Consider the following 20,643-nt stretch of genomic DNA (forward strand, 5'->3'; position numbering starts at 1 on the left):
CTTTCAAGGAAGGCAAAATGCTCAAGAAAAACGTCGTCCCGCTTCTTCTCACTGCGGCCACCGTGTTGGCGCTGTCGGCATGCGCCGGTGTGCAGCCGGTTCCCTACACGGGTATTTCCTCGTCGTCACACATGCAGCAAAACCGCGACGACGACGCCGGCAAGGTGCCGTACAAATACAGTGCCCTCGCGGCCTGGTCGCGATACACGCGGGTGCTCGTGGACCCGGTCGTCGTCTATCAGGGCAGTGACAACCAGTTCGGTGACATGAAGGCGGAGGACCGGACCGAGCTTGCCGATTACATGGGAAAGACGTTCGCGGAAAAGCTGGGCACTCGCTTCCAAATCGCGCAACAGTCGGGCCCCAACACACTGCGCATCAAGCTGACCTTGACCGGCGCGGAAAAAACAAAACCGCTGGTTGGGCAGTTCATGCACTTCGACCTGGCAGGCAATCTCTATAACGGCGTGCAGTCGGTCCGCGGCGGACAGGGGGCGTTCAGCGGTTCGGTTTCCTACGCCGTGGAAATCTATGACAGCAGCAACGGCCAGCTGCTGAAGGCCTATGTGTCGAAGCAATATCCCAACGCGATGAACCTTGTGGCAGCCTTCGGCTCATTGGGCGCCGCAAAGACCGGCATTGACAAGGGGGCCGACGCGTTGGTCGCCGAGCTTCACTGACACGACTACCGAATCCGCACCAATCGCATCTTCGATCGCGCGACCGAGGTCGGCCATGCCGGCGCAGCCCAGCACGATCGCGTCGGCGGCATCTTCCTCGAGCGCGCGGCGGCACTCGTCAGTGATCAGCCGCCGCGCCCCGCTGCCCGGCTGATCGAGATCGAGCACGGCGACATCGATTGCCCGCACGTTGCGGTAGAACCGCTTCATCCCATAGCGCTCGGCCAGATGCCAAGCCATTCCTGTCGTACGGGAAAGCGTCAACCGTGACGAGCGAGAACGCGAGGAAGTTGACCGGCAGCCCCCAGAAATTGCCACGCTTCACGCTCGCCAGTACAGTGCATCTGCCCGAGTCTTGTGCACGATCGACGCGTGACGGCCGCATGAAATTGTTAACAATCTGCCGCCGCGATCGCACACCAGCTCACTTCATGCACAATATGGCATCTTCAAATCAGTGAGCACTTACGGTGGCCATCCACTTGGATCTTGGCGATCTGCAGGCATTCACAGCGCTGGTCAAGCTCGGTAACTTCCGCAAGGCCGCCGAATCGATCAACATCTCGCAGCCGGCACTGAGCCGACGAATCGATAAGCTTGAAGAGGCACTTGGCGTGCGCCTGTTCGAGCGCACCACGCGCCGTGTGTACCTGACGACGGTCGGCCAGGCCTTCGCGCCGAGCGCCGAGCAGTTGCTGGATGATCTGGACGCCGCGCTGCTCAGCATCCGCGAGGTATCGTCGAGCCACCTGGGGCACGTGACGATTGCATGCGTGCCGTCGGCTGCGCACTATTTTCTGCCAACCGTCATCGCGCAGTATCGTCTTCGCTATCCGCGTATCCGCGTCAAGCTCTTCGACGCGAGCGCGACCGAAGTATTGAACGCGGTCAAGAACGGTGAAGCCGACTTCGGCGTTGGCTTCGTCGGTAGTCAAGACGCTGACGTCGAATTCAAGCTGCTTATGCAAGATCGATTTGTCGTGGCATGCCGACGCAACCATCCGCTGGCGAGTAAGAAGCGCGTTTCGTGGAGCGAGTTCTATGAACACGACTACGTGTCGGTCGACAAGACGTCTGGAAACCGCCTGCTGCTCGACCAGGCGCTCGGGGCCATCGCACCGCGCGCACCGAGCGTCTGTGAAACGCGCCATGTGACTACCACGCTCGGGCTCGTCGAAGCCGGGCTCGGAATTGCCGCCGTGCCGTCCATGGCGATGCCTCAGTCCGAGCATCCGTTACTGACGAGCGTACCGCTCGTCGACCCGGTAGTGACGCGACGCGTCGGTCTCGTGAGCCGCCGCGGTCGCCAGCTGACACCCGCGGCGCAAGAGTTCTACCGCATGGTCGTCGACTTACAAGGCGCACGGGGCCCCCGCGGCGCCGCGAAAAAAACAATGCGAAGGGAATCGTGAGCCGCTCGGGCAGGTGCGCTCAAAAGTGTTTCTCGGTCAGGTTCGGCAGCGCCATCGAACATTATTGGACATGGACCGTTGCCGCAGCCCTGCCCCCTGCCCGCGCGCGGATCAGCTCAATGCTGACTGACCGGTTGGAGACCTGTCGATTCGACCACAGGCCGGGCCTCGGGCGACGAGAGATAATCGAGCAGCGCCTTGGCTTCCCGAGGATGCGACGTACCGGTCGGAATACCCGCGGCGTACCGCGTGACGGACTGCACGGATTCAGGAATCGTGCCGACGAACGTTACGCCCTTGACGGGCAGCAACTCGCTGACCTGTTGAAAGCCGACCTCATAGTCACCCGTCGCAACCACCGATGCAACAGGAATCCGTGGAATCATCTTCGCCTTTTGCTTGACGTCGTCTTCGATACCGAGCTTCTTGAAAAGCTCGCGCTCGATATATACGCCGCTTGCGCTGTCGGAATAGGCGATAGACTTCGCGTGCAACAGCGTCTGCCGCAATGCATCGAGCGAACTGATATCCGGTTTCGGCGCGCCTTCGCGAACAACCATGCCGATGCGTGAATCGGCGAGCTCGACACGGGAGCCAGGGATGACTTTGCCTTGCTTGATCAGATCGTCGAGTGCATAGCCGACCATGATCACGACATCGGCGGGCTCGCCGCGCGCAAGCCGGTTCGGTATGGCGGCGGCGGACTTGCCCATTGACGGCCCTTGGATCGTATTCAGCGTGTTTCCTGTTGCCGCGGCGAAGCGCGGACCGAGCAACTGATACGCCGCCGTGAAGCCGCCAGAGGTCATCACGTGCAGCTCCGCGCTTTGCACGTTCGTCGCGGCAACCGTGCTGCCAATAAACGCGACGGCAAGGCACTTCAGCAAAACGGCTCGAAAAATGCGCATCATCAAACGTCTCCTCTTATTGTGATTGGACCGCACCCAGTGCAGTCGGCACGCGCCGGTACAGCACGAACGTCGCGCAGCAGGCGCAGGCGGCGGCAAAGCTCAGCCAGTATCCCGGTGCGGCCTTGTCGCCCGTCCATTGAATCAGCGCCGTGGAAATCGCGGGCGTGAAGCCGCCGAACACGGCCGTTGCCAGACTGTATGCGAGAGAGAAGCCGGCCACGCGTACCTCGGCGGGCATGATCTCGGTGAGCGCGACCACCATCGCACCGTTATAGACGCCGTACATGAAGGACAGCCATAGCAGGACCCCGAGCATGCTCGTGAAGCTGGGCGCATGCGCGAGCCAGGAGAGCACCGGATACGCGGTCAGCACAGCGAGCACACTCATGCCGATCAAAAGCGGACGGCGGCCAAAACGGTCCGACAGCGCACCGCCAATTGGCAACCAGATGAAATTCGACACGCCGATACATAGTGTGACAAGCAAGCTATCGGCCGTACTCAGGTGCAGCACCGTCTTGCCGAACGTGGGCGCATAGACGGTGATGAGGTAAAAGCTCGTGGTGGTCATCGCGACCAGCATCATGCCGGCGAGCACGATGGCCCAGTGTCGAGCCAGCGTGCGGAATACCTCACGCACATTGGCCCGATGCTGGCGCTGCTCGAACGCTCGGGTTTCCGTGAGATTGCGGCGCAGCGCGAAGATGAAAGGCACGATCAGGCAGCCGACGAAGAACGGCACCCGCCACCCCCATTCGGCGATCATGCTCTTGCTGAGCCATTGGTTCAGCGCGAATCCGAGCGTGGCCGCGACGACGATCGCGACCTGCTGGCTCGCCGACTGCCAACTCGTGTAGAAGCCTTTGCGGCCCGGCGTCGCCATCTCGGCCAAGTAGACCGAGACTCCGCCGAGCTCCGCGCCGGCCGAGAAACCCTGCAGCAGACGGCCTAGCAGCACGAGCGCAGGTGCGGCGAGGCCGATGCTGGCATAGCCAGGCACGAAGGCTATGAGAATCGTGCCGACAGCCATGAGCGAAAGCGTGACGATCAGGCCCTTGCGGCGACCGACATCGTCTATATATGCGCCAAGGACAATCGCGCCGATCGGTCTCATCAAAAAGCCCGCGCCGAACACGGCGAAAGTCATCATCAAGGAGGCGAACTCGCTCGACGACGGGAAGAAAACCGCGGCGATTTGCGTCGCATAGAAGCCGAACAGGAAAAAGTCGAACTGCTCGAGGAAGTTGCCGGCGGTAACGCGGAGTACGGTCGCGCTTGCACGACCGCGATCGGAAGCGATGGCGGCTGATTGTTGCATGGAGGTGTCTCCTGACGGTTCTAGTTCATGCGCCGCAGGCAGGTCATGCGATGAGCTACTGAGCGACCACGCATTGTTCTTTGGAACGGCCTCCGATGTGAAGTGCAAGTTTCGGATCGATTGATGCGCAATGTCGATCAATCGATGGTGATGGCCGCTCGCCACCTCTGTCCTACATTGCTGCGCGAATCCGTCGAGAGTTTCAGGCGTCGCTATCATCGGAGCCATTCGTCCGCCGGGAAGCTGCGGCGCCTGACTGGCAGCGAGGAGCGTTCTCTGATCGTCGTGACGAGCGTTTCAATCGCTTCCGTCGCGGCATTTCATCTTCTGCCGCCACCGGTGCTCGGCGCGCTCGTCTGCCTCGCGGCATGGGGCGCGGCCCTCGGAGCCGGAGCGCCCTCGGCGACGACCGTGCTGGCCGAACGTTCGGGCCAAGACAAGGGCATGGTGCTGGCAACCGCCGAGACGCTCAACAACGTCGTCATCGTGTCACTCGTCCCCATCGCATCGATGACGCTCGAGACTGGGTCAATCGCTATCGCGACAGCGGTCTTCTCAGTGGGATTGGGTATAGGCGCCGCGCTAACGCTGTACGACGCGCTGTTTGGACTCTCTCGGAACCGGTAGACACGCTTGGCCTATGATCGGCGACGTGGAAAAACTGCGGACTACAGGGGCGATCTACGGACCGTAGAAAAAGACAAAGCCTTGATCTCTCAAGGCTTTTCTGACTGTTCTGTGCTTCCCCGGATTATCGGGTGGTGGAGGTAAGCGGGATCGAACCGCTGACCTCTTGCATGCCATGCAAGCGCTCTCCCAGCTGAGCTATACCCCCTTGCAGAACAGAAACGAGATTCTATATGCCCTTCTGTAACTTGTAAATACCCCTTACATCGCTTCGTGCAGTTTCCGGTGCACGAGCAAAACACGCCGCACCGCGACCGCGACCACCGCGCCGTCCGCGCCCGCAATCAGGTGGCCGACAAGCCCTTCTCGATTCGCGCCACCGCCGCTTCGCGACCGACGAGCGCAAGCACTGCGTCGATCGACGGCGTATGCGTCGTGCCGACAACGAGAAGCCGCACCGGCATCGCGAGCTGCGGCATCTTGAGCTTGTGGGCGGCGAGCGTCGCCTTCATCGCCGCCGCGATGCCCTCTTTCGTCCAGTCGGCCGAACGCAAGGCCGCGGCCAACTCCGCGAGCGCCGGGCGAACCGCGTCAGTGACATGCTGAGCCAACGCATCCGCCTCGGGCGCGGGCATGCGATAGAACATCGCGGAAGTTTCGGCGATCTCCTTGATCGTCGTCGCCCGATCCTTCATGAGCGCGATGACGCCGACGAGATCGGGGCCGCTCGCGAGCGTCGCTTCATCAATCCCGACCTCGTCGAAAAAAGGCTTCGCGAGTTCGGCCAGACGCGCGTTATCGGCTTCCTTGATGTAGTGGTTGTTGAGCCAGTTCAGCTTGTTGTGGTCGTATTGCGCCGGCGACTTGCCGAGGTGCTCGAGATCGAACCATTCGACAAACTGCTCGCGCGAAAAGATTTCTGCATCGCCGTGCGACCAGCCGAGCCGAGCCAGATAGTTCAGCACGGCCTCGGGCAAGTAACCCGCGTCGCGATAGCCCACGACGCTCACTGCACCGTGGCGCTTGCTCATCTTCTCGCCCGCTTCGTTGAGCACCGTGGGCAGATGCGCATAGATCGGCGGCTCGGCACCGAGCGCACGCATGATGTTGATTTGCCGCGGGGTGTTGTTGACGTGATCGTCGCCGCGAATCACATGGGTGATCCGCATATCGATATCGTCGACGACCACGCAGAAGTTATAGGTCGGCGTACCGTCGGGCCGTGCAATGACGAGATCGTCGAGCTCGTCGTTCGAGATCTCGACGCGCCCTTTCACCGCATCGTCCCAGGCGACCACGCCCGCGAGCGGATTCTTGAAGCGAATTACGGGGTCGACGCCGGCAGGCGGCGTCGGCAGGACTTTGCCCGGCTCGGGGCGCCAGGTTCCATCGTAACGCGGCTTGAGCCCCGCCTCGCGTTGCCGCTCGCGCAGCGCGTCGAGCTCCTCCGTCGACATGTAGCACGGATAGGCGAGCCCTTTCTCGACCATCTGCGCAACCACTTCGCGGTAGCGGTCCATGCGCTGCATCTGGTAGTAAGGGCCTTCGTCGTAATCGAGGCCGAGCCATGCCATGCCTTCGAGAATCGCATCGACGGAAGCGGCGGTCGAACGTTCGACGTCAGTGTCCTCGATGCGCAGTACGAACGTCCCCTTCATCTTGCGCGCAAACGCCCACGGATAGAGCGCGGAGCGGATGTTGCCGAGATGGATGAAGCCCGTGGGGCTCGGGGCGAAACGGGTACGGACGGTAGACATAGGCGAGTTAGCGCGCGAAAGCGGCGATGCGGACGGCGAAAAAGAGACCGCAATTATAACGTGTGACGCAAACACGCCTCGCCGCGCCGAGCGCGTCGTCGAGCGCGGAATGGATACGACACCGGGCGCTCGCGAGCGGCCGTTTGCCTTATGATGTGCCCGCGCGCCGTCCAGGCTTCGTCGCATCACACAGGCAGTGGCGTGGATCAACGCTGCCTGCGAGCGACCCGTCCGCTTGTTCGGGACACGGCGCATTCACTGCAGTTGGAGACATCGTTTGAGCTCATCTTCATCCCGCCCGCCGCGCCTTTCACGGCGCGGTTTCTCGATCGCCTGTGCCTCGGCCCTCCTCGGCGCCTGCGCGTCGCCGCCCTCGAAAACCACGAGCGACACCACCTCCGCACTCGCGCCGAGCACGCCCGTCGCACCGATTCCTCCGCGCCCCTTCAGGATCGGCCTCGCCCTCGGTGGCGGCGCGGCTCGCGGGTTCGCCCACATCGGCGTCATCAAGGCGCTAGAAGCGCGCGGCTTGCACGCCGACATCGTCTGCGGCACCAGTGCGGGCTCCGTCGTGGGAGCGCTCTACGCGTCGGGGATGACGGGCATTGCGATCAACAAGCTCGCATTGACGATGGACCAGGCGTCCATCAGCGACTGGGCGATGCCGTTTCGCGCACGCGGCTTCCTGCAAGGCGTCGCGCTGCAGAACTACGTCAATGCAACGCTCGCCAACCGGCCGATCGAAAAGATGGCGAAGCCGCTCGGCATCGTCGCGACGGATCTGCGCACGGGCCAGCCAATCCTCTTTCAGCGCGGTAACACCGGTGTCGCCGTGCGTGCGTCATGCAGCGTTCCGTCGATTTTCGAACCCGTGACGATCGGCGGGCACGAGTATGTGGATGGCGGGCTCGTGAGTCCCGTTCCGGCATCGTTCGCGCGCCGCATGGGTGCCGACTTCGTCGTGGCCGTCGACATCTCGGCCAACCCCGAAACGGCGCTCACGCAAAGCTCGTTCGACGTGCTGCTTCAGACATTCACGATCATGGGTCAAACGATCAAGACCTACGAGCTTGAGAAATACGCCGACTTCGTGATTCGCCCGAATCTCGCCGCGATGAGCGGGAGCGACTTTGGGCAACGAAATGCGGCTATCCTCGCTGGCGAGGAGGCCGTTGCCAAGGCGTTCGGGCAACTCGAACAAAAACTGGCGGCAAGTCAGGCGCGCGCGGCGTAGTCAGCAATGGGGCGAATTCGCGATAATGATCTTCCATCAACCTTTGGGTCGACAACGCTCGAGCAGCCCTCGCCGAGAGGGTTTCCTCATACGAGGATGAGCCCTCCCGCGTCGCTCGTTCATTTTGGGTTATTTGCAAGCGCTACCGGTACCCGAGAAGAGATCTGCCTCCGGCGGTTTTGGGACGTCGGCGAGTAACTCGCTCAACCGAAAAGTATGGCGAATTGAGTTGGGCGTGAAAACGCCGCTCCTCGCCTGCAAAACTACAGGGCGACAAGACGCGTTCGACTAGGATTTAGGGGGCGGAACGGACGTCCGTAAGCGAGGCCCTGAGAAGGGGCCCCGTTTGAGAGAAGTACCGGAAACGGCTCAGTTGCTACCCTTCGCGTCCATGCTCACGCGTTGGCGCAACTGCTCCGCTGGAAAATCGGTCTCGACTCGGCGCGCGCCGGTGAAGCGCTTTTCCCAGTAACGATCGTCGAGATCGTCGACGCGGATCGTGCTACCCGTCGAGGGCGAATGCACGAACTTGTTGTCGCCGATATAGATGCCGACGTGAGAAAACGTCCGACGCATCGTATGGAAAAACACGAGATCGCCGGGCTTCAAATCGGTGATCCGCACCTTTTCGCCCACCCGGCTCATCTCCTCGGCGCGGCGCGGCAGCGCCAAACCGAGCGTGTCCTGGAAGACGTAACGGACGAATCCGCTGCAATCGAGCCCCGAATCGGGGGAATCGCCGCCCCAGCGATAGCGCACGCCAATCATGTTCAGCGCGCCGACGACGACATCGCCGGCCTTGCCCGCCATTCCCGACAGAAACGCCTTCGCGCGGCCGCCACTGGTCGTGGGCGCCGGGACGGCTTGCGAATCAGGGGAAGGAGCGACGAAAAGAGGGGTAGGCGCGGCGCCGGGTTGAATCGAGATTGCGGTGCTTTGCGACAAATTGTTCGCTTCGTCTGCGAACGCGCTGGCAGCCGCTGTCATTAGCGCGCCAACTAGCATTACGGTGACGACGCGCGAGCGAGCCTGGGCAAAGTATCGATGCTGCATCGGTCGGTAGAATTTGCTTAAGAATCAGCGGTCTGGCGAAAAGTTTGGACGATACTAGCCAGAATGTAACTAGTTGTCAAAAGAATTTAAAAAAACGATAACAGGACGCGATCAGCGCCCGGGGCCTGGCATTTTCACGCCTGCCCTGTCCCCATGCTTGCGGCCAGCAGCCTTTGTGTATACGAATGCTCGGGAGTCGAAAATATCTTCTCGACATCACCCGTCTCGACGATCGCGCCGTTTTGCATAACGACGACACGATGCGCCATCGCGCCGATGACCGCGAGGTCATGACTGATGAATATAAAGCCGAGATTGTATTTATGCTGCAGTGCGGTCAGCAGCGCCAACACCTGCTGCTGAATCGAGACGTCGAGCGCGCTCGTGGGTTCATCGAGTATAAGCAAGCGCGGTTCCAGGACAAGCGCGCGTGCGATCGCAATCCTCTGACGTTGGCCGCCGGAGAACTCGTGCGGATAGCGCGCGAGTGCGGTGCGATCGATCCCCACTTCGCGCAGCATGGCGATGACTTTTTCGCGCCGGGCCGCCCTGCCGAGTTCAGGCCGATGCAGCTCGAGCCCTTCCCCGACGATCCGCTCGACCGTGTGGCGCGGCGAGAGCGAGCTGAACGGATCCTGAAAGACAACCTGCATATTCGATCGCAGCAGCGTGCGCTCGCGCCCGCGGTAGCTCGCGAGCGCACGCCCCTGAAACTCGATCGCGCCCTGGGACGCGCGCTGCAGGCCCAGCAGCGCCATCGCGAGCGTCGACTTGCCGGAGCCGGACTCGCCGACGATGCCGAGCGTCTCCCCTTGGCGTACGGCGAGGCTCGCGTTGGAGACAGCGGTGAAGCGCCCGGCCCGAAACCAGCCGGCGATACCGGTTGCTCGCGTGCGAAACGTCACCGAGACGTCGCGCGCATCGAGCACGGTCGGGGCGATCGGCAGGACGGGATGAACGGCTCGCTGCGGGCGGCTCTCGATGAGGCGGCGCGTATAAGGATGCTGCGGCTCGGCGAAAATCCGCTCGACGGGTCCGCTTTCGACGAGCACGCCCTTCTCCATCACGGCCACGCGCTGGGCGAAGCGGCGCACGAGATTCAGATCGTGCGTGATGAGCAGCACGGCCATGCCGCGCCGCTCGGCCTCGTGGATCTGCAGCTCGAGCAGGAGATCGACGATCTGCGCGCGAATCGTCACGTCGAGCGCCGTCGTCGGCTCGTCGGCGAGCAACAGCCGCGGACGACATGCAAGCGCCATCGCGATCATCGCGCGCTGCCGCTGGCCGCCCGATAGCTGATGCGGATAGCTGGTCACGCGCTTTTCGGGTTCGCCGATGCCCGTGCGTGCGATGAGCGCGATCGCGCGCCGACGCGCCTCGTCGGCCGACACCCCGTCGTGCGCGACGATCGTCTCGGCGATCTGCTCCCCGATCGTATAGAGCGGGTTAAGGGCCGTCATCGGCTCCTGAAAGATCATCGCGATATCAGCGCCGCGCAGTCCCCGCATTTCGCGCTCGCTTTTCATCATCAAGTCTTCGCCCGCGAACCGAATCGCCCCGCTTACTTCGGCATCACGCAACAGACGCAGTATGGCGAGCGCCGTCACTGTCTTCCCCGAGCCCGATTCGCCGACGAGCGCAACGCGTTCGCCGCGCGCGATCGCGAACGTCACATCGCTGACGGCAACGGTGTCGCCGAACGACACGCGCAGATTTTCGAGCGAAAGCAGCGGCTCGCCGTTGGCTTCATGCTCCGCTCGCGCCTCACGGGTCGGCTTCGAACTCACTGGTTGCCTCCCGCGCGCATCGCATCGGCAATACGCGTATCGAGCGCGTTGCGCAACGCATCGCCCATGAACGTCAGCAACAACAGCGTGGCGACGAGTACCCCGAACGTCGCAACGGAAATCCACCAGGCATCGAGATTCGCTTTACCCTCGGAGAGCAGCTCGCCGAGGCTCGGCGTCGGGGGCGGCACACCGAGGCCGAGAAAATCGAGGCTCGTGAGCGCGAGAATCGAACCGCTCATCCGGAACGGCAGGAACGTGATGACGGGGGTCATGCTGTTCGGCAGCACATGGCGCCAGATGATCTGCCAATTGGATAGACCCATCGCGCGCGCGGCGCGCACATAGTCTTGCGTCCGGTTACGCAGGAATTCGGCGCGCACGTAATCGGATAGGCCGATCCAGCCGAACAGCGACAGCAGCACAACGAGCAGTAGCAGGCTCGGCTCGAAGATCGACGCGAAGATGATCAACAGATAAAGCTCGGGCAGCGAGCTCCAGATCTCGATTAAGCGCTGCCCGATGATATCGATTCGGCCTCCGAAATAACCCTGCACGGCGCCCGCGACGATGCCGAGAACGCTGCCGATGAACGTCAGCACGAGCCCGAACTCGACGGAAATACGAAACCCGTAGACGAGCCGGGCGAAGACGTCGCGGCCCTGCTGGTCGGTGCCCAGCCAATTTTCGTGCGACGGCGGCGCGGGGTTCGCCGCTTTCGAAAAGTAGTTCAGCGTGTCGTAGTAATAGTGATTGAGCGGATAGACGGCGAAGTTGCCGGGCAACGCGAACCGATGCCGGACGTAGGGATCGAGATAGTCGGCCGGCGTCGGGAAATCGCCGCCGAACGCCGTCTCCGGGTAGGTCTTCACGAGCGGGAAATAAAGCCTGCCGTCATAGCGCACGACGAGCGGCTTGTCGTTCGACCATATCGGCCCCGCGAGGCTCAGGACGAACGCGACGACAAAGACGATGAGGCTCCAGTAGCCGAGACGCTGTGCCTTGAAGCGGCGCCAGACACGGCGCGCGGGCGTCGGCGAGACGAACGCGGCCGGCAGGTCGCGGCGCGGTTCGGCGTCGGTGTCGAGACGGGGACGGGCTCGGCTCAAATCAGCGCTCCAGTTGCTCGAATTGAATGCGCGGATCGACCCAGACGTAGCAGAGGTCCGAAATGAGCTTCGTCGCGAGCCCGATCAGCGTGAACAGATAAAGCGTGCCGAGCACGACGGGATAGTCGCGCCGCACGACCGACTCGTACGAGAGCAGGCCGAGACCGTCGAGCGAAAACAGCGTTTCGATCAGCAGGCTGCCCGTGAAGAAGGCACCGATGAACGCGGCCGGAAAGCCCACGACGAGCGGCAGCATCGCATTGCGAAAGACGTGCTTCCACAGCACGCGCCGCTCGCCGAGGCCTTTGGCGCGCGCCGTCAGTACGTACTGTTTCTTGATCTCATCGAGAAACGCGTTCTTCGTCAGCATGGTCACGACGGCGAAACTGCCGACCACCGATGCCGTCACCGGCAGCGCGATATGCCAGAGATAGTCGACGATCTTGCCGCCGATCGAGAGCTGAGAGAAATTGTCGGAGACGAGTCCGCGCAATGGAAAGATCTGCAGGAACGAGCCCCCGCCGAACAGCACGAGCAGCAGCACGCCGAGCACGAAGCCTGGGATCGCATAGCCGACGAGTACCACGAGACTCGTCGCCACATCGAACGGCGAACCGTTGCGGATCGCCTTCGCAATCCCGAGCGGCACCGATATCAGATAAGTCAAAAAGAACGTCCACAACCCGATGCTGATGGAGACAGGCAGTTTCGAAATCACGAGCGACCAGACGCTTTGATGACGGAAGTAGCTTTGCCCCAGATCGAACCTCGCAAAGCGCGAGAGCATCAGCCAATAACGCGTGAGCGGCGGCTTGTCGAATCCGTAGAGCGCTTTCAGTTGCGCCATCTGCCGGGCATCGACGCCCGTGTGCGCGCGCAGGCCGAACGGCGGCGCCGCGGCCTGCCCTTCCTGCGCGGTTCCCTTGCGCAACTCGTAGGCGAGCTGCTCGACGGGACCGCCGGGCACGAATTGAATGACGATGAACGTGAGCGTCAGCACGCCGATCAACGTCGGGATCATCAACAACAGGCGTCTAAGAATATAGGCCCACATGGTCAGTCATCCTCGGGAGCGCGGATCGAGCCACCACATCGTTACGATCCAGTCCTCCGCCGAATAGTACAGCGGTAGCGTATCGGGGTAGCGCAGCTCGCGCTTGTACGCAATGCGATGCGTCGTGCTGAACCAATGCGGCACGACGTAGTAGCCGTTCATCAACACGCGATCGAGTGCATGCGTCGCGTCGACGAGGTCCTCCTTCGTCTGCGCACCGACGAGCGAGTGCAGGATGGCGTCGACGGCGGGCGACTTGAGCCCGATCATGTTGTCGGAGCCGGGCTCGTCGGCCGACTTGCTGCCGAAACGCGATACTTGCTCGACGCCCGGCACTTGAACGCCGGGATAGCGCAGCGAGGTCATGTCGAAATCGAACGTCTCGTAGCGCTTCTGGATCAGGGCGAAGTCGGCGGCCCGAAAATTGGCCTTGATCCCGAGTTTCGCCAGGTTGCGCGCATAGGCCGCGACGATGGGCTCCATCGCGCCGCGCGAACTTTCGTCTTCGAGAACGTCGAATTCGAACGGCTGACCGTTGGCATTGCGCAGCGCACCGTTGCGATAGGTCCAGCCAGCCGCGGCAAGCAACGCCCTCGCCTTCAGCAGGTTCGCACGCAGCGAATTCGGCGGGTCCGTATCGGGCTGCACGGGCATGGGGCCGAAAACAGCCGGATCCAGTTGCGCGCGCAACGGATTCAGAAGCTTCAGCTCACCTTGCGTCGGCATTCCCGTCGCCTGCAGATCGCTGTCCGCGAAATAGCTTTGCAGCCGCGTATAGGCGCCGAAGAACAGACGGCTGTTGAGCCACTGAAAATCGAATGCGAGATCGAGCGCCTTGCGCACGCGCAGATCTTGAAATAGCGGGCGGCGCAGATTCATGATGTAGCCCTGCATGCCCGCACCGTTGTGCTGCCGAAACTCGCGCTTGATGAGCTCGCCGTCGTCGAATCGCTTGCCGACGTCGCGCCGTGCCCAGTTTCGCGCCACGTATTCGACGAGCGCGTCGTACTCGCCGGCCTTGAATGCCTCGAGCCGGGCCGTGTTGTCCGAGTAGAGCTTGTAGGTGACGCGATCGAAGTTGTCCGTCCCGATTCGCACGGGCAACGATGCGCCCCAATATGAAGTGTCGCGCCGGTAAGTGATGGTATGGCCGCCGTCGTAGCTCTCGATCAGGTACGGTCCGCTGCCGATCGGCTTTTCGAATGCGAGCTGATCGAACGGCACGCGCGTGCCGTCGGGCTTCATGCCCCACTTGCGCGAAAACACGGGCATCGCGCCGGCGATCAGCGGCAACTCGCGGTTGGGCTGGCGAAAGTCGAAGCGGATCGTCGCGGGATCGACGGCGACCGCGCGCGAAATCTCGGCGAAATAGGCCGCGAACTGCGGGGCGGCCAGCCGGCTCGTCAGTGTATCGAACGAGTATTTGACATCGGCGGCCGTCACGGGGTCGCCGTTCGAAAAGCGCGCGCGCGGATTGATGTGGAACGTGACCGACAGGCGATCGGGCGCGACGCGGATATCGTCGGCAAGCAGGCAATACGCCGTGGCCATTTCATCCGAGCTGTTCGTGGTCAGCGTCTCGAACAACATCCCAATGCCGGGCGCCGCGTTGCCGCGCAGCGTGAATGGATTGAACTTGTCGAAACTCGTCAGGCGGTCCGGGTTCGAGAGGACGAGCGTGCCGCCTTTCGGCGCATCCGGGTTGACATAGTCGAAATGCTTGAAGCCCGGCGGATATTTCGGACTGCCAAATTGCGCAATGGCATAGACGGCCCACGCGGGCGACGGCACGGCGAACCAACCGGCACAGGAAAGAGCGATCAATGAACGAACGAGAAAACGCAGCGCGGCGGTCCTTCGCAAACCGGTCTTCATGAGCACCTTTCGGTTGGTCGAGGTGGGCGTTGTGAGAGAATTCTACCCAAACCCACGCCGGGCGGGCCGAACGTGCCATCGCGCGCTGTGCCGGCCGGCGCTGTCTATACCGTCTTTAGAGGAGAATTCATGGGCTTTCTCGCCGGAAAACGCATTTTGCTGACCGGTCTGCTGTCGAACCGCTCGATCGCCTACGGCATCGCGCAAGCGTGCAAGCGCGAAGGCGCCGAGCTCGCGTTCACGTACGTCGGCGACCGCTTCAAGGACCGTATCACCGAGTTCGCGACCGAATTCGGCAGCGAGCTTGTCTTTCCATGCGACGTGGCCGACGATGCGCAGATCGATGCCCTTTTCGCATCGCTCAAGGCGCATTGGCCGACGCTCGACGGTCTCGTTCACTCGATCGGCTTCGCGCCGCGCGAAGCAATCGCCGGCGATTTTCTCGACGGCATGACGCGTGAGAACTTCCGCATCGCGCACGACATCTCCGCCTACAGCTTTCCGGCATTGGCGAAGGCCGCGTTGCCGCTGCTCTCGCAGGACGCGTCGCTCTTGACGCTCTCCTATCTCGGCGCCGAAAAAGTCATTCCGAACTACAACACGATGGGCGTCGCTAAAGCGGCACTCGAGGCGAGCGTCCGCTATATGGCCGGCTCGCTCGGTCCGAAGGGCATTCGCGTGAACGCGATCTCCGCGGGCCCGATCAAAACGCTCGCCGCGAGCGGCATCAAGGGCTTCGGCAAGATTCTCGACTTCGTCGAGCAAAACGCGCCGCTCAAGCGCAATGTGACGATCGAGCAAGTCGGCAATACCGCCGCCTTCCTTCTCTCGGAACTGGCGAGCGGCGTGACGGCGGAAATCGTTCACGTCGATAGCGGCTTTCATGCGGTCGTCGGGGGAATGGCCGCCATTGCCGAATAAGAGGTGCACGCGGGCCTGCCCGGCCCGCCTCGAGGCATAAAAAAGTCGCCCGCCGATTATCTCGACGGGCGACTTTTTGTTTCCTGGAAGCAGAGATATCGCGTCAGATGGCGTTGGCCGCCTGCAGCACTACCCCCGGGGCATTGAAAGGCCAGACCACGGAGTGCCCTTCAGCTCTCAGCGCCATCCCTCGTGCCGCCCGCGATCATGCCAATCGCGATCGTGCCAATCGCGGCCGCGCCAGCCGCCGTGATGGCGATACCAATCGTCGCGGTCCCACCAGCGTCCGCCATCCCAGTACCGGTCGCCATGCCAGCCGATGACGATCGCCGGAGGCGCCGGCGCATAAACGACAGGCGGCGGAGGAGGCGCATAGACGGGCGCCGGCGCGACGTATACAGGCGCCGGTACGCCGATATTCACCCCGATGTCCACGCGCGCCATCGCCGCGCTCGAGGCGCCGATCGCGAGTGTAGCGACGGCGTACGAAAGGATGCGTGCAGGTTTCATCATGACAGCTCTATCCAATGGAAGCGTTCGACAGGTTCGAGAGCGATCCTCGATGGAACTGACTATACCGCATGCCTCCTTTCGTGATATTTCATACTTGTAACTGTTGCTGCTCTATATAGCAGGCGCTGGCAGCCACTAGCAGTCGCCGGCCGTCGCGGCAGTCGTCGCGTAGGTGGCTCAGGCCTCGACGAAGCGGGGATCGAGTTGCTCGAGCGCGAATCGCCGCACATGCTCGACGAACGATTTCAACAACAGCGCGGGCGGACGTTGCGACGGCGTCAGCATCGAGAAATCGGTCAATAGTTCAGGCTCGAACGGCTTGAAGATCACACCGGGGCCGCGATAGCCCCAGGCCGTGACCGCATCGACGAGCGAAACGCCGGCACCCGCCTCGACGAACGAGCAAATGGTATGCGACACCTGCGTCTCGAGCTGTACCTTCGGCGCAATGCCGTGAGCGGCAAAGAGCGCGTCGATACGCAGCCTCGAATCGAGCGTGCGCGGATGCGCGACGAATCGCTCTCCCGCAAGATCCCGCGGCCGCACGACACTGGCCGAGCAAAGCCGATGGCCGGCGGGCAGCGCGCAAACCATTTTCGTCGAAATCAGTCGCTCGCCGTGCGCGCCCGGATGGTTCATCGACAGAATCGCGATGCCGAGATCGCAGCGCTCGCCGACCACCATGTCGACGACCGTGCGCGACGAATGCACGAGCAGCGATACGTTCGCCTCCGCATGAGTCGCCAGATAGTCGGCAATCGCATGCGGCAGGAACGACAACGCGATGGCCGGCGCCGCGGCCACCTGCAAGGTGCCGCGCTGCAACGCCCGGATCTCGTCGGCCGCGCGCGCGATCCGGTCGAGGCCCAGCAGCGAGCGCTGCACTTCCTCGTAGAGCGCCTGGGCTTCGACGGTCGGGTGCAGCCGGCCCTTCGCGCGCTCGAACAGGGAAAACCCCAAGGACTGTTCGAGATCGGCGATGAGCCGCGTCGTGGCCGGCTGTGAGATGTGCAGCATCTCGCTCGCGCGTGTGACCGTGTGGCAAAGCATGACGGCCCTGAAGGCCTCGAGCTGGCGCAGCTTCATGTGAGTCTCGGACGGATTGGCTGGATTAGCCCCATAACCGAATGTTATTGTTCTCCGAAAAAAAACGATTTTCCATCTGTTTTCGGCATCCGTATTGTTTGCTACATCCATGCGAAGCGGCGCTTCGGCCCCAACCGGGGAGCCATACCGTTTTGTGTTTGAAAACGAATTTCGTCAACCGTGCAGGCAAGAAGGAGCGGACATTGAGAAAGACCAGCCTCGCCGCCGCGGCACTCGCGGCCACGCTCGCGCTAGGCGCAACTGGCGCGTCGGCCCAGCCTACCCTCTACGTCGGCTCATATGGCGGCTCAACGCAGACGGCCTTCGAAAAGACGATCATTCCGCAGTTCGAGAAGGCACACGACGTAAAGATCGTCTACGTGCCCGGCAATTCCACGGACACGCTCGCGAAGCTGCAGGCTCAAAAGGGCAAGGAAGAACTCAATGTCGTGCTGCTCGACGACGGACCGATGTATCAGGCGGTGCAATTCGGCTTTTGCGACAAGCTCGCCGATGCGCCCGTTTATCACGATCTCTATCCGCTCGCGCACATGAGCGATCGCTCGGTGGCGCTAGGCGTCGTTGCCACGGGTCTCGCCTATAACGCCGATGCGTTCAAGAAAGCGGGGCTGCCGCCGCCCGATTCGTGGTCCGCGCTCACCGACAAGCGATTCAAACAAAAGATCGCGATTCCGCCGATCTCGAACACCTACGGCTTGCAAACTCTCGTCATGTTCGCCCGGATGAATGGCGGCGGCGAATCGAATATCGCGCCGGGCTTCGATGCGCTCATCAAGAAAGTCGCGCCGAACGTGCTCGCCTGGGAGCCGTCGCCGGGCAAGATGACGGAGCTGTTCCAGAACGGTGACGTGACGCTCGCGGTATGGGGCAGCGGCCGCACCTACACGCTGGAGCAGACCGGTTTTCCCATCCGATTCGTCTATCCGAAGGAAGGCGCGATGGCGTTGCTGACCGCGACCTGCCCCGTCGTCGAGAACAAGGAGCCCCAGCTCTCGCAGCAGTTCGTCCAGTACCTGCTCTCTCCCGAGGTGCAGACGGTTCTCGCCAAGACGCAGGCTTGGGGCCCTGTCAACAGTAAAACGAAGCTCGACCCGGCAGTCGCCGCCACCGTGCCCTATGGCAACGACCAGATCGGCAAGCTCGTCAAAACGGATTGGACCATCGTCAACGAAAAACGAACGCAATGGACCAATGAGTGGAACAGGCAGGTGGAACGTTGAGCGTGATGCGAACGGCGGCCGACGCAACGTGCGCCGCCCTGCCTATCGCCTGACGTCGAGCCTATTGCATTCCGAAGTGGAGCCGCATCACACCATGGCGTTCCTGCAACTCGAGAACCTAACGAAACGCTACGGCGAGTTCTCGGCCGTGGACGGTCTCTCGCTTGGCGTCGAGCGCGGCGAATTCGTTTCGCTGCTCGGGCCGTCGGGCTGCGGCAAAACGACGACGCTGCAGATGATCGCGGGTTTCGTCGAACCGACGGGCGGTCGCATCGTCCTCGGCGGCCGCGACATCTCCGGGCTTGCGCCTGAAAAGCGCGGCATGGGCGTCGTGTTTCAGAGCTATGCCCTCTTCGCCCATATGACGGTGGCGGACAACGTCGGCTTCGGCCTCGAGATGCGCAAGGTGCCGCGCGCAGAGCGCGTGCGCCGCATTCGCGACACGCTCGCGATGGTGCGCCTCGACGGCCTCGAAAAACGCTTGCCGCGCGAGCTTTCGGGCGGGCAGCGCCAGCGCGTCGCGATCGCGCGCGCGCTCGTCATCGAACCGCAGGTGCTGCTGCTCGACGAACCGATGTCCAATCTCGACGCGAAGCTGCGCGAGGAGATGCATATCGAGCTGCGCGCGATCCAGCGCCAGCTCGGCATCACGACGATCCTCGTCACGCACGATCAGGTCGAGGCGATGACGATGAGCGACCGAATCGCGGTCATGCACGGGGGCCGCATTGTGCAGATCGCCGCGCCGTTCGACGCCTACGAGCACCCGGAATCGCCTTTCGCCTCGACGTTCCTCGGCCGCACGAACGCGCTCGCGGGCAAGGTCATCGGGCGGCATGCGCGATGCTGCATCGTGCAACTCGGCTCACAGGTCGCGCATATCCCGCACGGCGAGCGCGAGTTCGGCGACACCGTGCACGTCTACGTGCGGCCGGAGAAACTGCGCTTCGCATCCGAAACGGAGGATGGGCTCGCGGGACGCGTGCGCACGCGGCTTTTCCTCGGCAACCACTGGATGCTCGAAATCGATAGCGCGCTCGGGCCCTTTCGCATGAGCCAGCCCAACATCGGCATGCCGCCGCCGCTCGAAGGCGAAGCGGTCAAGATCGCGTGGTCCGACTCCGATCTGCATATGCTGCGCGCGGAGGCACAGCATGTCTGAGCTCTCTTCGCCGCTGCCGGCGGCGCCGCGAGCGCGTCGCGCAAGCGAAGCGCGCGCGCCCTGGCTGCTGGCCGCCCCTGCGCTGCTGCTCTTCCTCGGGCTGCTCGTCGTGCCGATGATCATGATCGCGCTGCTGTCGTTCCACGCGTTCGACGGCACGCTCGGCATTCTCCCTGCCTACACGTGGGCCAACTATTCGGAGGTATTGGGCGATCCCTATTACCACGACATCTTTGCGCGCACAGCCGGCCTCGCCCTTATCGTCACCGCGCTCTCGGTCGTGCTCGGCGTGCCGGAGACGCTGATTCTTGCACGCATGAAGGCGCCGTGGCGCAGCGTATTTCTGCTGATCGTCCTCGGCCCGCTGCTGATTTCGGTCGTCGTGCGCACGCTCGGCTGGGCCATTCTGATGGGGCGCGAGGGACTCATCAATCAGGCGCTTCTCGCACTGCATCTGACGGACTCGCCGCTGAAATTTTTGTTCACGCTCACCGGCGTCACGATCGCGCTCGTCCACGTGCTTGTCCCCTTCATGGTGATCTCGGTTTGGGCATCGATCCAGAAACTCGACGCCCAAGTCGAAAACGCGGGCCTCTCGCTCGGCGGCTCGCGCTTGACCGTCTTCCGCCGCATCGTTTTTCCGCAATTGCTGCCCGGCGTGCTGTCGGGCAGCATCATCGTCTTTGCGCTCGCCGCCTCGGCGTTCGCGACGCCGGCCATCATCGGCGGCCGGCGGCTCAAGGTCGTCGCGACAGCCGCTTACGACGAGTTTCTGAGCACGCTGAACTGGCCGCTCGGCGCATCGATCGCGGTGCTGCTGTTAATCGCGAACGTCGCGATCATCATCGGCTGCAACCGGCTCGTCGAAAAGCGCTTTGCCGCGGTGTTCGAGTCGTGACGGGG

18 protein-coding genes, 1 tRNA gene and 1 pseudogene are annotated in these 20,643 nt (G+C 62.6%); 8 read left to right on the top strand and 12 right to left on the bottom strand.

Annotation, left to right across the window (positions count from 1 at the left end; all coding sequences use genetic code 11):
• Positions 1-17: 17 nt before the first annotated feature.
• Complete coding sequence (locus B0G57_RS17160) at positions 18-680, top strand: DUF3313 domain-containing protein (RefSeq protein ID WP_018444121.1); 663 nt, start codon at positions 18-20, stop codon at positions 678-680.
• On the opposite strand, the pseudogene B0G57_RS32270 reads toward B0G57_RS17160, so the two are convergent.
• A pseudogene (locus B0G57_RS32270) lies at positions 672-941 on the bottom strand (aspartate/glutamate racemase family protein); the annotation flags it as partial. The gene B0G57_RS17160 and the pseudogene B0G57_RS32270 overlap by 9 nt on opposite strands.
• A gap of 209 nt (positions 942-1,150) precedes the next feature.
• On the opposite strand from B0G57_RS32270, the gene B0G57_RS17170 reads away from it, so the two are divergent.
• Positions 1,151-2,092 (top strand): LysR family transcriptional regulator, encoded by a 942-nt coding sequence (locus tag B0G57_RS17170; RefSeq protein WP_020566587.1) that lies wholly within the window; start codon positions 1,151-1,153, stop codon positions 2,090-2,092.
• A gap of 116 nt (positions 2,093-2,208) precedes the next feature.
• Here B0G57_RS17170 and B0G57_RS17175 read toward each other — a convergent pair whose 3' ends face one another.
• Positions 2,209-3,003, bottom strand: a complete 795-nt coding sequence (locus B0G57_RS17175) for a substrate-binding domain-containing protein (protein ID WP_018444118.1) — start codon at positions 3,001-3,003, stop codon at positions 2,209-2,211.
• Positions 3,004-3,016: 13 nt separating this feature from the next.
• Positions 3,017-4,321, bottom strand: coding sequence for an MFS transporter (gene tcuC / locus B0G57_RS17180; RefSeq protein WP_020566586.1), 1,305 nt, complete (start codon positions 4,319-4,321; stop codon positions 3,017-3,019).
• A 123-nt stretch (positions 4,322-4,444) separates the two neighbouring features.
• Here tcuC and B0G57_RS17185 point away from each other — a divergent pair, with 123 nt between their 5' ends.
• On the top strand, positions 4,445-4,948 hold the full coding sequence (locus B0G57_RS17185) for a hypothetical protein (protein WP_018444116.1): 504 nt from the start codon (positions 4,445-4,447) through the stop codon (positions 4,946-4,948).
• Positions 4,949-5,080: 132 nt separating this feature from the next.
• Here the strand turns inward: B0G57_RS17185 and B0G57_RS17190 are convergent.
• Together B0G57_RS17190 and gltX are read right to left on the bottom strand one after the other, a co-directional pair.
• Positions 5,081-5,156 (bottom strand) — tRNA-Ala (locus B0G57_RS17190).
• Between the two features lie 136 nt (positions 5,157-5,292).
• Positions 5,293-6,705: a glutamate--tRNA ligase gene (gene gltX, locus B0G57_RS17195; protein ID WP_018444115.1), complete on the bottom strand. Its 1,413-nt coding sequence runs from the start codon at positions 6,703-6,705 to the stop codon at positions 5,293-5,295.
• 277 nt (positions 6,706-6,982) lie between these two features.
• On the opposite strand from gltX, the gene B0G57_RS17200 reads away from it, so the two are divergent.
• Complete coding sequence (locus B0G57_RS17200; RefSeq protein WP_018444114.1) at positions 6,983-7,939, top strand: patatin-like phospholipase family protein; 957 nt, start codon at positions 6,983-6,985, stop codon at positions 7,937-7,939.
• Positions 7,940-8,308: 369 nt separating this feature from the next.
• Here the strand turns inward: B0G57_RS17200 and B0G57_RS17205 are convergent, their stop codons facing one another.
• The 5 genes from B0G57_RS17205 to B0G57_RS17225 form a co-directional block, all read right to left on the bottom strand.
• Positions 8,309-8,992: a C40 family peptidase gene (locus tag B0G57_RS17205; protein WP_026230307.1), complete on the bottom strand. Its 684-nt coding sequence runs from the start codon at positions 8,990-8,992 to the stop codon at positions 8,309-8,311.
• A 134-nt stretch (positions 8,993-9,126) separates the two neighbouring features.
• Complete coding sequence (locus B0G57_RS17210) at positions 9,127-10,779, bottom strand: ABC transporter ATP-binding protein (RefSeq protein ID WP_018444112.1); 1,653 nt, start codon at positions 10,777-10,779, stop codon at positions 9,127-9,129.
• Positions 10,776-11,888, bottom strand: coding sequence for an ABC transporter permease (locus tag B0G57_RS17215; protein WP_018444111.1), 1,113 nt, complete (start codon positions 11,886-11,888; stop codon positions 10,776-10,778). The genes B0G57_RS17210 and B0G57_RS17215 overlap by 4 nt, the downstream gene beginning before the upstream one ends.
• Before the next feature lies 1 nt (position 11,889).
• Complete coding sequence (locus B0G57_RS17220) at positions 11,890-12,942, bottom strand: microcin C ABC transporter permease YejB (protein ID WP_018444110.1); 1,053 nt, start codon at positions 12,940-12,942, stop codon at positions 11,890-11,892.
• Positions 12,943-12,948: 6 nt separating this feature from the next.
• On the bottom strand, positions 12,949-14,817 hold the full coding sequence (locus B0G57_RS17225) for an extracellular solute-binding protein (RefSeq protein ID WP_018444109.1): 1,869 nt from the start codon (positions 14,815-14,817) through the stop codon (positions 12,949-12,951).
• 129 nt (positions 14,818-14,946) lie between these two features.
• Here B0G57_RS17225 and fabI point away from each other — a divergent pair, with 129 nt between their 5' ends.
• On the top strand, positions 14,947-15,738 hold the full coding sequence (fabI, locus tag B0G57_RS17230) for an enoyl-ACP reductase FabI (RefSeq protein WP_018444108.1): 792 nt from the start codon (positions 14,947-14,949) through the stop codon (positions 15,736-15,738).
• Positions 15,739-15,915: 177 nt separating this feature from the next.
• On the opposite strand, the gene B0G57_RS17235 is transcribed toward fabI, so the two are convergent.
• Together B0G57_RS17235 and B0G57_RS17240 are read right to left on the bottom strand one after the other, a co-directional pair.
• The gene (locus tag B0G57_RS17235; protein ID WP_026230305.1) at positions 15,916-16,248 is read right to left on the bottom strand and encodes a hypothetical protein; all 333 of its coding nucleotides are present in this window, start codon (positions 16,246-16,248) and stop codon (positions 15,916-15,918) included.
• A gap of 180 nt (positions 16,249-16,428) precedes the next feature.
• The gene (locus B0G57_RS17240) at positions 16,429-17,337 is read right to left on the bottom strand and encodes a LysR substrate-binding domain-containing protein (protein ID WP_018444106.1); all 909 of its coding nucleotides are present in this window, start codon (positions 17,335-17,337) and stop codon (positions 16,429-16,431) included.
• A 203-nt stretch (positions 17,338-17,540) separates the two neighbouring features.
• On the opposite strand from B0G57_RS17240, the gene B0G57_RS17245 reads away from it, so the two are divergent.
• The 3 genes from B0G57_RS17245 (at position 17,541) to B0G57_RS17255 (ending at position 20,638) form a co-directional block, all read left to right on the top strand.
• The gene (locus B0G57_RS17245) at positions 17,541-18,578 is read left to right on the top strand and encodes an ABC transporter substrate-binding protein (RefSeq protein WP_020566585.1); all 1,038 of its coding nucleotides are present in this window, start codon (positions 17,541-17,543) and stop codon (positions 18,576-18,578) included.
• A 94-nt stretch (positions 18,579-18,672) separates the two neighbouring features.
• The gene (locus tag B0G57_RS17250) at positions 18,673-19,740 is read left to right on the top strand and encodes an ABC transporter ATP-binding protein (protein ID WP_018444104.1); all 1,068 of its coding nucleotides are present in this window, start codon (positions 18,673-18,675) and stop codon (positions 19,738-19,740) included.
• Entirely contained in the window at positions 19,733-20,638 is a 906-nt protein-coding gene (locus B0G57_RS17255; RefSeq protein ID WP_018444103.1) for an ABC transporter permease, read from the top strand. The genes B0G57_RS17250 and B0G57_RS17255 overlap by 8 nt, the downstream gene beginning before the upstream one ends.
• Positions 20,639-20,643 lie beyond the last annotated feature (5 nt).

The organism is Trinickia symbiotica, assembly GCF_002934455.1.
GTDB lineage: Bacteria > Pseudomonadota > Gammaproteobacteria > Burkholderiales > Burkholderiaceae > Trinickia > Trinickia symbiotica.

What these genes read in the sequence shown, in the direction of transcription:
- B0G57_RS17250 (WP_018444104.1), top strand. Translation starts at nt 18,673, where the DNA reads ATGGCGTTCCTGCAACTCGAGAACCTAACGAAACGCTACGGCGAGTTC.
- B0G57_RS17235 (WP_026230305.1), bottom strand. Translation starts at nt 16,248, where the DNA reads ATGAAACCTGCACGCATCCTTTCGTACGCCGTCGCTACACTCGCGATC.
- B0G57_RS17255 (WP_018444103.1), top strand. Translation starts at nt 19,733, where the DNA reads ATGTCTGAGCTCTCTTCGCCGCTGCCGGCGGCGCCGCGAGCGCGTCGC.
- B0G57_RS17175 (WP_018444118.1), bottom strand. Translation starts at nt 3,003, where the DNA reads ATGATGCGCATTTTTCGAGCCGTTTTGCTGAAGTGCCTTGCCGTCGCG.
- B0G57_RS17225 (WP_018444109.1), bottom strand. Translation starts at nt 14,817, where the DNA reads ATGAAGACCGGTTTGCGAAGGACCGCCGCGCTGCGTTTTCTCGTTCGT.
- fabI (WP_018444108.1), top strand. Translation starts at nt 14,947, where the DNA reads ATGGGCTTTCTCGCCGGAAAACGCATTTTGCTGACCGGTCTGCTGTCG.
- tcuC (WP_020566586.1), bottom strand. Translation starts at nt 4,321, where the DNA reads ATGCAACAATCAGCCGCCATCGCTTCCGATCGCGGTCGTGCAAGCGCG.
- B0G57_RS17220 (WP_018444110.1), bottom strand. Translation starts at nt 12,942, where the DNA reads ATGTGGGCCTATATTCTTAGACGCCTGTTGTTGATGATCCCGACGTTG.
- B0G57_RS17160 (WP_018444121.1), top strand. Translation starts at nt 18, where the DNA reads ATGCTCAAGAAAAACGTCGTCCCGCTTCTTCTCACTGCGGCCACCGTG.
- gltX (WP_018444115.1), bottom strand. Translation starts at nt 6,705, where the DNA reads ATGTCTACCGTCCGTACCCGTTTCGCCCCGAGCCCCACGGGCTTCATC.
- B0G57_RS17185 (WP_018444116.1), top strand. Translation starts at nt 4,445, where the DNA reads ATGCGCAATGTCGATCAATCGATGGTGATGGCCGCTCGCCACCTCTGT.
- B0G57_RS17205 (WP_026230307.1), bottom strand. Translation starts at nt 8,992, where the DNA reads ATGCAGCATCGATACTTTGCCCAGGCTCGCTCGCGCGTCGTCACCGTA.
- B0G57_RS17240 (WP_018444106.1), bottom strand. Translation starts at nt 17,337, where the DNA reads ATGAAGCTGCGCCAGCTCGAGGCCTTCAGGGCCGTCATGCTTTGCCAC.